We start from the raw sequence: 13,025 nt of genomic DNA, 5'->3' as shown, positions 1-13,025 counted from the left end.
GCCGATGCCGGTTAGCGGTCCGTCAAGCCGGCATGCGCGTCCCGTTGGATGAATGTTCCGCGATGGCTTACGAACGCTTCGAGACACCTGCCGTCCCGCGCTGGCGGGAGCGGTTGGGTCAGTACTGGAAACTGGTGCGCGGCGACCGGCCGATCGGCGTGCTGCTGCTGCTGTGGCCGACGTGGTGGGCGCTATGGCTGGCCGCCGATGGCGTGCCGCCGTGGTGGACGCTGTTCGTGTTCACCGCCGGCGTCTGGCTGACGCGTTCGGCCGGCTGCGTGATCAACGATTACGCCGACCGCTGGCTGGACCCGCTGGTGGAGCGCACCAGGGGCCGCCCGCTGGCGACCGGCGCGGTGAGCGGGCGCGAGGCGCTGCTGGTGTTCGCGGCGCTGATGATCGTGGCCTTCGCGCTGGTGCTGACGCTGAACCGTTTGACGGTGTACCTGAGTTTCGCCGGCCTGTTCCTGGCCGCCAGCTATCCGTATCTCAAGCGCTACACCTACCTGCCGCAGGTGTACCTGGGGCTGGCGTTCGGCTGGGGCATCCCGATGGCGTTCGCGGCGGTGCAGGGCGAGGTGCCGCCGCTGGCGTGGGTGCTGTACGCCGCCAACATCCTGTGGGCCACGGCCTACGACACCTGGTACGCGATGGTCGACCGCGAGGACGACATCCGCGCTGGTTCAAAATCCACCGCCATCCTGTTCGGCGACCTGGACCTGGCGATCCAGGGCGTGCTGTACGCACTCGTGTTGCTGGCCCTGTACCTGGTGGGCCGGCAGGCCGGGCTGGGTGCCTACTACTGGGCCGGGCTGGGCGTGGCGGCATTGCTGGTGGCGTACGAATTCGTCATCGCCCGCCATCGCGGGCGCGATGCCTGCTTCAGGGCTTTCCTGCACAACAACTGGGTGGGGGCGGCGGTGTTCGCGGCGATCGCACTGGATCTTGCGCTGAAGCGCTGAGGCCATCCTCCGGTGCCGCCGGGGCAGGGTGCGCCTTGGCGCGGCGCTCCGATCCGGACGCTCTACGCCAGCGGCTTCTGCAGGCGCCGCAGCCGCAATGCCACCGCGATCTGCAGCACGCCGTAGAGCAAGGCGCCGATGGCGATCCACACGGCCACGGTGACCAGGCCGATGCCGGGACGCGCGAAGAACAGTACGCCCAGCGCGATGGCCAATAGCCCGCTGAGCGCCAGCAGCCATTCGCCCCGCACCAGCTTGCGCACCTGGATGGCGAAAACGATGCGCGCGAAGCCGGCGATGATCAGCCACAGCGCCAGCAACCACAGCAACGCCTCGGCCATCGCGACCGGTTGCGTGACCGCCAGGAACCCGAACCCCAGCGACGCCGCTGCGTACAGCAGCAGCAACCAGTTCGGCAGCGCGATGTCCTTGCGGAACACGCTCAACAGGCTGACCACGCCGTCGGCCAGCGACAACATGCCGAAGGTCAGCACCAACGCCAGCATGGTACGGCCGGGCCACAGCAACGACGCTGCGCCGAAGACCAGCGCTACCAGTCCATACAACAGGAACACCCATCAACTGCGCGACATGCTCGCCAACGGGCCATTGTTCATCGCCGCCTCCAGGGTTGGGAACGCGGCGTACGAATACGCCTGCGGTGGGAGCGGGTCAAGCAAGCAAGGGTGTCCGGATCGCGGCGCGGAGGGGTTTGGACCCATCCGTCGTCGTTCCGGGATCCACCTCCGGGATCCATCTACCGTCATTCCGGCGCAAGCCGGAACCCAGTGCCTTCGCTTCTTTGCACAGGACGTGCGGGTTGTTTCCTGTGCAGCAAGAGGTAGGCACTGGGTTCCGGCTTGCGCCGGAATGACGGGATTTGGGGCTTACAGGTCGCTGCCATACTACGCAGGCGCCAGAAGCCTGCCATCCTTGTGGAGGCGACTTGTGGGAGCGACGCAAGTCGCGATGAGGCTTTACCGATAGACCCGTCGCGACTTACGTCGCCCCCACAGGAGCCTATCCAGAAACGCCTTACGGCACCCGCGCGCAGACCCAGGCATCCACGCGCGCCACGCCGGCTTTCTTCAAGGCCTTCGCCGCCGCGTGCAAAGTGGCTCCGGTGGTCATCACGTCGTCGACCAGGGCGACATGCACGGGAAGCGGATATTCCATCTCCACGGCGAAGGCGCGCGCCATGTTGCGCTGGCGGGCGGTGGCATCCAGCTCCGATTGCGGCGCGGTGGCGCGAACGCGCCGCAGCAGCCCGGCGCGCAGGGGCAGGCCGAGCGAGCGGGCCAGCGGTTTGGCCAGTTCCAACGCCTGGTCGTAGCCGCGCTGGCGCAGGCGGCCGGCATGCAGCGGCACCGGGACCAGCGCCTCCGGGCGGGGCGCGGCCGCCAGCGGGCCGGCCATCAGCTGGGCCATCAACCGTCCCGCGGCCAGGTCGTGGTGGAACTTGAAGCGCGGCACCAGCCGGTCGAGCGGGAAGCCGTAGACGAACGCGGCCACCGTATGGGCGACGGGCGGGGGACGGACCAGGCATTCGCCGCACTCGTCCGGCAGGGGCAAGGGCAGGCCGCAGCGAGGGCAGGCGGAACGATTCCATGGCAGGCAATCGCGGCATTTCGCGCACAGATCGCAGCCGTTGATGCCGCGTTCGCTACACAACAGGCAGCGCGGCACCAGCAGGCCACGGCCCAGCCGGCGCCACCACCTGTCAACTTGCAGGATATCCATATGGTTGACAGCCCCGTCCGTGGTTTCCAGACTTCCCCGACTGTATCCCCGCGAGGCCGCGATGTCCGCTCACATTTCCAACGACACCCCGGCCCTGCGCCACGACTGGCGGCGCGAAGAACTGCTGGCCCTGTTCGACCTGCCGCTCCCCGAACTGCTGCACCGTGCCGCCAGCGTCCATCGCCGGCATTTCGACCCGGCCGAGGTGCAGGTGTCCACGCTGCTGTCGGTGAAGACCGGCGGCTGCCCGGAGGACTGCGCCTACTGTCCGCAGGCGCAGCGCTACGACACCGGGGTGAATGCGCAGAAGTTGATGAGCACCGAGCAGGTGCTGGCCAAGGCGCAACAGGCCAAGGCCGCCGGCGCGTCGCGCTTCTGCATGGGCGCCGCCTGGCGCTCGCCGAAGGACCGCGACATCCCCAAGGTCGCCGAGATGATCCGCGAAGTGAAGGCGCTGGGCCTGGAGACCTGCGCCACGCTGGGGATGCTGTCGTCCGAACACGCGCACGCGCTGAAGGACGCCGGCCTGGACTACTACAACCACAACCTGGACACGGCGCCGGAGTTCTACGGCGACATCATCCACACCCGCGAGTACCAGGACCGCCTGGACACGCTGGGCCACGTCCGCGACGCCGGCATGAAGACCTGCTGCGGCGGCATCGTCGGCATGGGCGAGTCGCGCGAGCAGCGCGCCGGCCTGCTGCAGGCGCTGGCCAACCTGCCGGCGCACCCGGACTCGGTGCCGATCAACCGGCTGGTGCAGGTGGCGGGCACGCCGCTGCACGGCACTGCCGAGCTGGACCCGTTCGAGTTCGTCCGCACCATCGCGGTGGCCCGCATCGCCATGCCGAAGTCGATGGTGCGGCTGTCGGCCGGCCGCGAGGGCATGAGCGACGAGTTGCAGGCACTGTGCTTCCTGGCCGGCGCCAACTCGATCTTCTACGGCGAGAAGCTGCTGACCACCGGCAACCCCGATACCGGGCGCGACCAGGCGCTGTTCGCCCGCCTGGGCCTGCGGCCGATGGCCGTACAGGTCGAAAACAGCCACGACCATCACAGAACCGATGCCCCCGGCAGCGGTACGGTGCATGCCGACATCACTGCTTCCGCGCCGCTCCGCGGCCGGGCGGCGTAGTCGGGATAGTGGACAGGGGGCAGTACGGAAGGATGTGACGCTGGCGCGGACGACGCGGGCCGGCGTCTTGTCGTCGCCGTGTGCGCCGGTCTTCGCATCCGCGCCGCGCCGTCGCCTTCTTTCCACCAGGCCCCGCCGACATGACCCGCCCCGACCTGCACGACCGCATCCTCGCCCAGCGCCAGCAGCGCATCGCGCTGGGTCGCCAGCGTGCGCGCCGCACCGTCGCCCGCCGCGATGGCGTCAAGGTGGAGGTCAACGGGCGCTGGCTGACCGAGTTCAGCAGCAACGACTACCTGGGCCTGGCGCAGCAGTTCGAAGTGGTCAGCGCGTTGCAGGACGCCGCCGCGCGCGAAGGCGCCGGCGCGGGCGCCTCGCACCTGATCACCGGCCACCACGCCGTGCACGAGGCGCTGGAGCGCGATATCGCAGAGTGGTTGGGCTATCCGCGCGGGCTGCTGTTCGGCAGCGGCTTCCTGGCCAACCTGGCCGTGCAGCAGGCGTTGCTGGAGGACGGCGATGTCTGCGTGCAGGATCGTCTGAACCATGCCAGCCTGCTGGACGCCACCCGGCTGGCCGGCGCCAGGCTGCGCCGCTATCCGCACCTGGACCCGGAAGGCGCGCTGCGCCAGCTCAAGCAATCGCCCGAGGGCGCGGCCATGCTGGCCACCGACGGCGTCTTCAGCATGGACGGCGACACCGCGCCGCTGCGCGCGCTGAGCCTGGTCGCCCGCATGCAGCAGGCGCTGTTCTACGTGGACGACGCGCACGGCGTCGGCGTGCGCGGGCCGGAAGGGCGCGGCAGCGTGGCCGAGGCGCGCATGGGCGTGGCCGACGTGCCGTTGCAGCTGGTCACGCTGGGCAAGGCGCTGGGCGGCTACGGCGCGGTGGTCGTCGGCGAGGACACGCTGATCCAGCACCTGGCCGAAACCGCGCGGCCCTACATCTACACCACGGCACTGCCGCCCGCGCTGGCCGCGGCCACGCGCACGGCGGTCAAGCACGCGCGCCGCGACCACTGGCGGCGCGAGAAGCTGCAGGCGCTGGTGGACCGTTTCCGCAACGGCGCGCAGCGCGCCGGTCTGGAATTGATGGCCTCCGAGTCGCCGATCCAGCCGGTGCTGTGCGGCAGCGACGCCAACGCACTGGCCCTGTCGGCCGCGCTGGACAGCGCCGGCTACCTGGTGCCGGCGATCCGGCCGCCGACCGTGCCCGACGGCAAGGCGCGCCTGCGCGTCACCCTGTCCGCGCTGCATTCGCCGCAGGACGTGGATGCGCTGGTCACCGCGCTGGCGCGTTCGTGGGATGCGGTGCAGCGGGTGCACGGCGCGGTGGCGTGACCTCCCCCTGACCACCGCCCGACCTGTAGGAGCGCCCCATGGGCGCGATGCTTTTTCGCGGAATTCCCGGCGAATCCCGTCGATCCCTGGTGGGCTGCGAAAAAAGCATCGCGCCCATGGGGCGCTCCTACGCACGGATGCGCGCGGCGGCCGGGTGGAATCGGCGACAATACGCGCATGCATATCGAATCCACGGGCAGTGGCCCGCCGTTGGTGCTGCTGCATGGCTGGGCCCTGCATGGCGGCGTGTTCGCGCCGCTGGCGCAACGGCTGGCCGACCGTTACACCCTGCACCTCGTGGACCTGCCCGGCCATGGCCACAGCCGCGACGCATCGACGCCGCTGACGCTGGCCGACACCGCGCGTGAAATCCTGTCGCGCACGCCGCCGGCACCATGGCTGGCATGGTCGCTGGGCGGCCTGTTCGCGTTGAAGGCCGCCTCGCTTTCGCCGCGCGTGCGTGGCCTGGCGATGGTGGCGGCCACGCCGCGCTTCGTGCGCGGCGACGGCTGGGCGCATGCGGTGGACCCTGCGGTGTTCCTGCAATTCGGCGACGAATTGCGCAGCGACTACGCCGGCACGCTGGAGCGCTTCCTGGCGCTGGACACCATCGGCTCGGAACACGCCCGCAGCGAACTGCGCACGCTGAAGGACGCGCTGTACGCGCGCGGCGAACCGGCGCCGCGCGCGCTGCAGGACGGCCTGCGCCTGCTGGAGGAATCCGACCTGCGCGCCGCCTTGCCGGCGCTGTCCGTCCCCAGCCTGTGGCTGGCGGGGCGACGCGACCGGCTGGTGCCGTCCGCCGGCATGCGCGAAGCGGCGGCGCTCGCTCCCGACAGCACGTTCATCGAGATCGCCGGGGGCGGCCATGCGCCGTTCCTGGGCCATGCCGATGCGGTCGCGGCGGAAGTGGACCGGTTCATGCAGTCGTTGCCCGTCGCCTCGTTGTAGGAGCGACGTGAGTCGCGACCGCCATGCCGACGCACCACCATTCCATCTCCAAGCCGAACGCACGGGCGGTTGCTGTTCGATCGTCCCCGTGCCGGCGCGCCCAGGGCGCTGAATCCACGCGGTCGAGACCGACGTCGCTCCTACAATGCACGAACTCATGACCACCTTCGACCATCGCCACATCCGCCGCGCCTTCTCGCGCTCCGCCGCCGGCTACGACGCGGCGGCGGCGTTGCAGCACGAGGTCGAGAAGCGGCTGATGGAATCGCTGGACTATCTGGCGCTGCGCCAGGGCGAAAGCGAGCGTCGCGATCCCCGGGTCGTGCTGGACGTGGGCTGCGGCCCGGCGCACGCGGCGGCGGCGATGCGCAAGCGCTGGCCCAGGGCGCAGGTGGTGGCGCTGGATCTGGCATTGCCGATGCTGCGCGAGGCCAAGAAGCAGGCCGGCTGGTGGAAGCCGTTCGCGCGTGTCTGCGCCGACCTGCGCGCGTTGCCGCTGGCCGAAGCCAGCGCCGACGTGCTGTTCTGCAACCTGAGCCTGCAATGGGTGGACGACCTGCCGGCCGCATTCGCCGGCTTCCGCCGCGTGCTGAAACCGGGCGGCCTGCTGCTGTGTTCCACCTTCGGCCCGGAAACCCTGCAGGAACTGCGCGATGCCTTCGCCCAGGCCGATGCCGTGCCGCACGTCAGCCCGTTCCCGCCCATCGCGCAGTTCGGCGATGCGTTGATGATGGCGGGCTTCCGCGATCCGGTGCTGGACCGCGACCGCTTCACCCTGACCTACGATGACCTGTCCGCCCTGATGCGCGAACTGCGCGCGATGGGCGCCACCAATGCGCTGCAACAGCGCCGCCATACATTGACCGGGCGTGCGCGCTTCGCCGCCGCCGCCGCCGCGTACGAACCGTTGCGTAGCGCCGACGGCAAGTTGCCCAGCACCTGGGAAGTGATCTACGCCCACGCCTGGGCGCCACCGCCGGGCGCGCCGATCCGCGGGCAGGGCGAGGACATCGCCGCCGTGCCGGTGTCGGCCATTCCGATCCGCCGCAGGGAAACGTAGGGTGCGCCCCGGCGCACCGCCGTGATGCGTATACCTGCCGTCGCTTCTTGCCCGTCCGTCACCCGGCGTGCTGCGGTGCGCCCGTCATCATCCTGACCACGGAACGGGCATCGGGACGTGGTGCGCCGGGGCGCACCCTACGCGTGGCGGGCCCGTCGCCCTGGCGGTTCCAGTCCTGCGGGTCGCAGGAGCGCCGATGGGCGCGATGCTTTTCCCGGCACGTCGCGAAGAGCATCGCGGGCATGGCCCGCTCCTACATACAGGATTCGTCAGCCGCCGACCTGGCGGATCCAGTCCTGCAGGTTGTAGTAGTTGGTCACGCGCACGATCCTGTCGTCGCGGATGTCGAAGAATGCGCCGCCGGGCAGCACGTATTTCTGTCCGTTCGCCGGCGGCAGGCCTTCGTCGGTGGCGTGGTATTCGCCGTGCACCACGTATTCCGCCGCCGCGCGCGCGCCGTCGGGCGAGGCCAGCACCACGATGTCGCGCAGCTGTTCGCGGTAGCGGGCGTTCATGCGCGACAGGAAGGCGGCGAACGCCTCGCGGCCGGTCTCGCGCGCGCCCTGGTTGAGGTCGTGCGCCACGTCGTCGGCCAGCAGCGCCAGCATGCCGTCCCAGTCGCCGCGGTTGAACGCCGTGTAGTAGGTCAGGACCAGTTCGGTGGCGCGGTCCTGTCTGCGCGTGCCGTCGATCTTCATGCGGGAATCCCCCCGGGAATGGCCGTCGCGCCGATCATACGCCACGCGCTCAGCGCGGCAGGCGGTCGCGATGGAAGAAATACACTTCCTGCAGCAGGAAGCGGCAGCGCGTGGCGAAGCTGCGGAAGCGGCTGGTCGGGGTGGGCGATCCCACCGCCTGGATGCCCAGCTCGCGGCTGATCCGCAACGCGCGCGCCATGTGCAGCGGATCGCTGACGATGATGACGCGGTGCAGGTCGTGCTGCTGCATCAGCGCCGAGGCCTGGCGCAGGTTGTCGTGCGTGTTGCGCGAGACCGATTCGATCAGGATCGCCTTGTCCGGCACGCCGTTGCGCAGCGCATAGCGGCGTGCCACCTGCGATTCGGAGAAGCGCGCGCCCAGGCCGCCGTAACCGCCGGTGAAGATGATCTTCGGCGCCAGCCCGCGCTTGTACAGGTCGATGCCGTGGCGGATGCGCTCCTCGAACACCGGCGAAGGCTTGGCGTCGTAAGCGGCGGCGCCCAGCACGATGATGGCGTCGGAGGCCGCCGCGTCGTCGCGCTGCCCGATCCATGCGATGTAGGCGGCCACCCCGACCAGCCATGCCAGCACCAGCAGCAGCAGGCGCCAGAGCCAGCGGGCCGGGCTGCGCCGGTTCCTGCCGCGCCGCGCGTTCATGCCCGCCCCCACGGCAGCGCATCCACGTCCACGTTGCCGCCGGACAGCACGATGCCGACCGACAGCCCCACGAACCGCGACCGCTGTTGCAGCAGCGCGGCCAGCGCGATGGCCGACGAGGGTTCGACCAGCAGCTTCAGGCACTGCCACAGCAACCGCATCGCCGCCACGGTGTCGGCGTCGGCGACGGTGAAGACGTCCACCCGGTGTTGGCGCAGCAGTTCGAAGTTGGGTTCGCCCAGCGCGCCGCGCAGACCGTCGCAGAGGGTGTCGGGTACGAAATCGACCTGCCGCTCGCCCGCGGCCAGGGAACGGGCCGTGTCCGCCGCGCCTTCCGGTTCCGCGCCGTAGACGCGGCAAGCGGGTGCGATGGCCGCGGCGGCGATCGCGGTGCCGGAAATCAGTCCGCCGCCGCCGACCGGGGCGAACACGGCGTCCAGCGGGCCGTTGGCGTTGAACAGTTCCAATGCCGCCGTGCCCTGGCCGGCGATCACCTGGCGGTCGGCATAGGGATGGACCAGGGTGGCGCCGGTCCGCTGCCGCACCTGCTCGGCCGTGTCCTCGCGGGCGGCGATGGTGGGCGGGCAGGGGTGCACGGTGGCGCCGTAGCGTTCGATGCTGGCCAGCTTGGCGGCGTTGGCGCCTTCGGGCACCACCACGTGGCAGGGAATCCCCCGGGTCCTGGCCGCCAGCGCCAGCGCGGCGCCGTGGTTGCCGGAGGAATGGGTCGCCACGCCGCGGGCGGCGTCGGCTTCTTCCAGCGCCCAGACCGCGTTGCAGGCGCCGCGGAACTTGAAGGCGCCGGCCCGTTGCAGGGGTTCGGCCTTGAAATGGAGCCGACAGCCGGCCAGATCGTCCAGCGCGTGTGAACGCAGGACCGGGGTGACATGGGCATGCGGGGCGATGCGTGCGGCGGCGGCCAGGACGTCGTCGAACGTGGGCAGGGGGATCGGCATGGACAAAGGTTAACGCATCGCCCCGATCGTCCGCCCCGGCCGGATTGCCTGCCGGGCGGGCCGGAAAGCCTTCGCCCAGCTGAGCGGCGACGGTACCGGCCGGCAGGGTTAAGCACGGATTCAAAGCCCGGGGCCGATGCTGCGATGGCACTGTAACGGGGGTTCCGCCATGAAGCGCACATCTCTATTGGCCGTCGTGTTCGCCAGCACCCTGCTGGGTGGCTGCGCGACCTATGACTACGTGGGCAATACCGCCCCGGGCGGCTACTACCATGGCAGGCCTTCGACGGAGTACTACAGCCCGTACGGATACGACGGTTATTACTACGGCGGCCTGGGCGTGTACGGCACGTATGGCGGTTCGTCCCGCTATCGCGGCTCCTATGGCTACCCGTACTACGGCTATTACGGGTCGTATTACCCGTATTACCGGCCGCACTACTACCCGCGTCCGCCCCGTCCCGGCGACACCGGCAACAAGCCGCCGCCGTCGTCCGGGGGCGGCAACCGCCCGCCGCCGTGGCGCGACCCGACCGGCCGCTGGCGCGAGGGCGGTTCGCAGCCGTTGGTTCCCAGTCGCCCCAACCAGGTGTCGCCGGCCCCCAGCCAGCCGCGCGTCGGCGGGGGCTACCAGCAGCCAAGGGTGACGCCGTCGCCGTCGATGCCGCGCACGGCGGAACGGCCGCGGACGATGGAACGCCCCGCCACGCCGCGGGTCGAAAGGTCCGCGCCGCGCGTGGAACGGGCCACGCCCCGTCCGAGCGCCCCCCGCGAAAGCAGCCGTTCCGTCCGTCAGCAGGAGCCCTGATCCCGGGGTGGACTATTGCGTTCCGTCCCCCATCGTCGCAGGCTTGGACCGCGAGTTGACCGGTTGCGTCGCTTTCTGACGTGATCGGCAATATAAGGTTCAATGTCGACGTTCGGCGGGGAAATCTGGATCCCCCCTGTTCCGGCCCCGCCGGGCGTCGGCGCCTATGCAAAAAGCCCGGCAATGCCGGGCTTTTTCTTGTCTCTGGTATCCTGCGCGCAATAAAAAAGGGGCCGGCAGTCCCCCGACTACCGGCCCCCGGCATCCCCGACGTGCGCATGGCTGGCCCCTGTTCCAATTCCAGCCTGGCGCCCCTGGTCGCTTGCCACGGCGGGTGCAAGGGGATGCAGCAGGAAGCGTGCCAACTTTGCCGCCCCGGTTTGCCCGGCCGGCTCATCCGTCCCTTCCAAGGCCGGTCCAGGCGCCGCCCACCGCCCACACCTCCACAATCACGATTCCACGTCCGCAGCGCATGAACGACCGCTTCCACCACTACGACGTCATCATCATCGGCGGCGGCCATGCCGGCACCGAGGCCGCGCTGGCGTCCGCGCGCGCCGGGGCGCGCACGCTGCTGCTGACGCACAACGTGGAAACCGTGGGCGCGATGAGCTGCAACCCGGCCATCGGCGGCATCGGCAAGGGCCATCTGGTCAAGGAGATCGACGCCCTCGGCGGCGTGATGGCGTGGGCCGCCGACCGTGCCGGCATCCAGTGGCGCACGCTCAACGCGTCGAAGGGGCCTGCCGTGCGCGCCACCCGTTGCCAGGCCGACCGCGCGCTGTACCGCGGCGCGATCCGCCGGGCGGTGGAGGCGCAACCCAACCTGACCCTGTTCCAGGCCGCCGTCGACGACCTGGTCATCGAGAACGGCACCGTGCGCGGCGCCATCACCCAGACCGGCCTGCATTTCCATGCGCCGGCGGTGGTGCTGACCGCCGGCACCTTCCTGGCCGGCAAGATCCACGTCGGCGAAACCCAGTACGCCGGCGGCCGTGCCGGCGATCCGCCCGCCACCGCGCTGGCGCACAGGCTGCGCGAGGGCCTGTTCGTCGTCGATCGCCTGAAGACCGGCACGCCGCCGCGCATCGACGGCCGTTCGCTGGACTACGGCGTGATGGAAGAGCAGCCTGGCGACGATCCGTTGCCGGTGATGTCGTTCATGGGCGATGCGGCCGACCATCCGCGCCAGGTCTCGTGCTGGATCACCCACACCAGCGAGCGGACCCACGAGATCATCCGCAATGCGCTGGATCGTTCGCCGTTGTACACCGGCCAGATCGAAGGCATCGGCCCGCGCTACTGCCCGTCCATCGAGGACAAGGTGGTGCGCTTCGCCGAGAAGGCCAGCCACCAGATCTTCGTCGAGCCGGAAGGCCTGGACGTGGCGGAGATCTATCCCAACGGCATCTCCACCTCGCTGCCGTTCGACGTGCAGCTGGCGCTGGTGCGCAGCATCCGCGGCATGGAGAACGCGCACATCACGCGTCCCGGCTACGCCATCGAGTACGACTTCTTCGACCCGCGCGGGTTGAAGGCTTCGCTGGAAACCAAGGCGGTGGCGGGCCTGTTCTTCGCCGGCCAGATCAACGGCACCACCGGCTACGAGGAGGCCGCCGCGCAGGGACTCGTCGCCGGCCTCAACGCCGCGCGCTTCGTGCAGCAGAAGGACGCCTGGTCGCCGCGCCGCGACGAAGCCTACATCGGCGTGCTGATCGACGACCTGATCACCCACGGCACCAAGGAGCCGTACCGCATGTTCACCAGCCGCGCGGAATACCGCCTGCAACTGCGCGAGGACAACGCCGACCTGCGCCTGACCGAAGCCGGCCGCACGCTGGGCCTGGTGGACAACACGCGCTGGCGGCGCTTCGAGGCCAAGCGCGAAGCCATCGCGCGCGAGACCGACCGCCTGCGCGCGCTGTGGGCGACGCCTGCCAACGCGCTGGGCCGTGACGTGCAGGAAACGCTGGGCGTGGCGGTGAGCCGCGAGACCAATGCGCTGGACCTGATCAAGCGCCCCGAACTGGGCTACGCCCAGCTGATGACGGTGCCCTCGCTGGGTCCCGCGGTGGACGACGTGCAGGTGGCCGAGCAGGTGGAAATCGGGGTGAAGTACGCCGGCTACCTGGGCCGCCAGCGCGACGAGATCGAACGCCAGCAGCGCAACGAATCGACGCCGATCCCGGCCGGCTTCGACTTCGCCAGTGTGCGCGGCCTGTCCGCCGAGGTGCAGCAGAAGCTGGAGCGCGTGCAGCCGGAAACCATCGGCCAGGCCCAGCGCATCCCCGGCATGACCCCCGCCGCCATCTCGCTGCTGCTGGTGCACCTGGAGCGCGCGCGGCGCAGCCGGGTGGCGTGACGCCGTCTGCATCCTGTGGGAGCGACGTGAGTCGCGACAGGAGGACCTCAAAAACGAAAGACATCAATCGACACGAATAAATAAGGATGAAGCGCTTTTGCTTCGATCCACCTTTCCCTGTTGATCCGTGGCTGAAGACTCTGGGTTTTCTGTCGCGACTCACGTCGCTCCCACAGGCCGAGCCTTCGCCTTGCATGGGTCGCGCGATTGGCCTGCTTCTCACTGTAGGAGCGACGTGAGTCGCGACCGCGGATCCAAGCGTGCCTGCACAATTCGGTTCGGCGCCATACCCACGCGGCACATCCGTTGTGAAGAATCACCCTTGGTTTTCGGTCGCGACTTACGTCGCAGT

General features: G+C 69.8%; 12 protein-coding genes. 7 read left to right on the top strand and 5 right to left on the bottom strand.

Annotated features, from left to right (window positions below; genetic code table 11):
- Window positions 1-62 precede the first annotated feature (62 nt).
- A complete protein-coding gene (gene ubiA / locus AAD027_RS16085) occupies window positions 63-962 on the top strand; it encodes a 4-hydroxybenzoate octaprenyltransferase (RefSeq protein WP_341727047.1) in 900 nt (299 codons plus the stop codon).
- 62 nt (window positions 963-1,024) lie between these two features.
- On the opposite strand, the gene AAD027_RS16080 is transcribed toward ubiA, so the two are convergent.
- Together AAD027_RS16080 and AAD027_RS16075 are read right to left on the bottom strand one after the other, a co-directional pair.
- Window positions 1,025-1,537 carry an HdeD family acid-resistance protein gene (locus AAD027_RS16080; protein ID WP_425605477.1) on the bottom strand — a complete coding sequence of 171 codons (513 nt, stop codon included), beginning with the start codon at window positions 1,535-1,537 and terminating at the stop codon, window positions 1,025-1,027.
- A 460-nt stretch (window positions 1,538-1,997) separates the two neighbouring features.
- Entirely contained in the window at window positions 1,998-2,702 is a 705-nt protein-coding gene (locus tag AAD027_RS16075) for a double zinc ribbon domain-containing protein (protein ID WP_341727045.1), read from the bottom strand.
- 61 nt (window positions 2,703-2,763) lie between these two features.
- Between AAD027_RS16075 and bioB the strand changes: the two genes are divergently transcribed.
- The 4 genes from bioB to bioC all read left to right on the top strand — a co-directional run bounded on the left by bioB (window position 2,764) and on the right by bioC (window position 7,191).
- Window positions 2,764-3,840 (top strand): biotin synthase BioB, encoded by a 1,077-nt coding sequence (bioB, locus tag AAD027_RS16070; protein WP_341727044.1) that lies wholly within the window; start codon window positions 2,764-2,766, stop codon window positions 3,838-3,840.
- A gap of 140 nt (window positions 3,841-3,980) precedes the next feature.
- Window positions 3,981-5,180: an 8-amino-7-oxononanoate synthase gene (gene bioF / locus AAD027_RS16065; RefSeq protein WP_341727043.1), complete on the top strand. Its 1,200-nt coding sequence runs from the start codon at window positions 3,981-3,983 to the stop codon at window positions 5,178-5,180.
- Between the two features lie 177 nt (window positions 5,181-5,357).
- Window positions 5,358-6,131 (top strand): pimeloyl-ACP methyl ester esterase BioH, encoded by a 774-nt coding sequence (gene bioH / locus AAD027_RS16060; RefSeq protein WP_341727042.1) that lies wholly within the window; start codon window positions 5,358-5,360, stop codon window positions 6,129-6,131.
- 145 nt (window positions 6,132-6,276) lie between these two features.
- Complete coding sequence (gene bioC / locus AAD027_RS16055) at window positions 6,277-7,191, top strand: malonyl-ACP O-methyltransferase BioC (protein WP_341727041.1); 915 nt, start codon at window positions 6,277-6,279, stop codon at window positions 7,189-7,191.
- A gap of 269 nt (window positions 7,192-7,460) precedes the next feature.
- Here bioC and AAD027_RS16050 read toward each other — a convergent pair whose 3' ends face one another.
- From AAD027_RS16050 to AAD027_RS16040, 3 genes are read right to left on the bottom strand one after another with little or no spacing between them, the layout of a single operon-like run.
- Window positions 7,461-7,889, bottom strand: coding sequence for a ketosteroid isomerase-related protein (locus AAD027_RS16050; protein ID WP_341727040.1), 429 nt, complete (start codon window positions 7,887-7,889; stop codon window positions 7,461-7,463).
- Window positions 7,890-7,938: 49 nt separating this feature from the next.
- Window positions 7,939-8,547, bottom strand: a complete 609-nt coding sequence (locus AAD027_RS16045; protein ID WP_341727039.1) for a YdcF family protein — start codon at window positions 8,545-8,547, stop codon at window positions 7,939-7,941.
- Window positions 8,544-9,509 (bottom strand): threonine ammonia-lyase, encoded by a 966-nt coding sequence (locus tag AAD027_RS16040; protein WP_425605476.1) that lies wholly within the window; start codon window positions 9,507-9,509, stop codon window positions 8,544-8,546. Before AAD027_RS16040 ends, AAD027_RS16045 begins: the two co-directional genes overlap by 4 nt.
- 163 nt (window positions 9,510-9,672) lie before the next feature.
- Here AAD027_RS16040 and AAD027_RS16035 point away from each other — a divergent pair, with 163 nt between their 5' ends.
- Together AAD027_RS16035 and mnmG are read left to right on the top strand one after the other, a co-directional pair.
- Complete coding sequence (locus AAD027_RS16035; protein ID WP_341727037.1) at window positions 9,673-10,311, top strand: hypothetical protein; 639 nt, start codon at window positions 9,673-9,675, stop codon at window positions 10,309-10,311.
- 472 nt (window positions 10,312-10,783) lie between these two features.
- On the top strand, window positions 10,784-12,673 hold the full coding sequence (gene mnmG, locus AAD027_RS16030; protein WP_341727036.1) for a tRNA uridine-5-carboxymethylaminomethyl(34) synthesis enzyme MnmG: 1,890 nt from the start codon (window positions 10,784-10,786) through the stop codon (window positions 12,671-12,673).
- Window positions 12,674-13,025 lie beyond the last annotated feature (352 nt).

The sequence above is a fragment of the Pseudoxanthomonas putridarboris genome (genome assembly GCF_038321125.1).
Taxonomy (GTDB): Bacteria; Pseudomonadota; Gammaproteobacteria; order Xanthomonadales; family Xanthomonadaceae; genus Pseudoxanthomonas_A; species Pseudoxanthomonas_A putridarboris.
The sequence above is the reverse complement of the archived record's forward strand: the minus strand, read 5'-3'. Positions and strand labels throughout refer to the sequence as shown.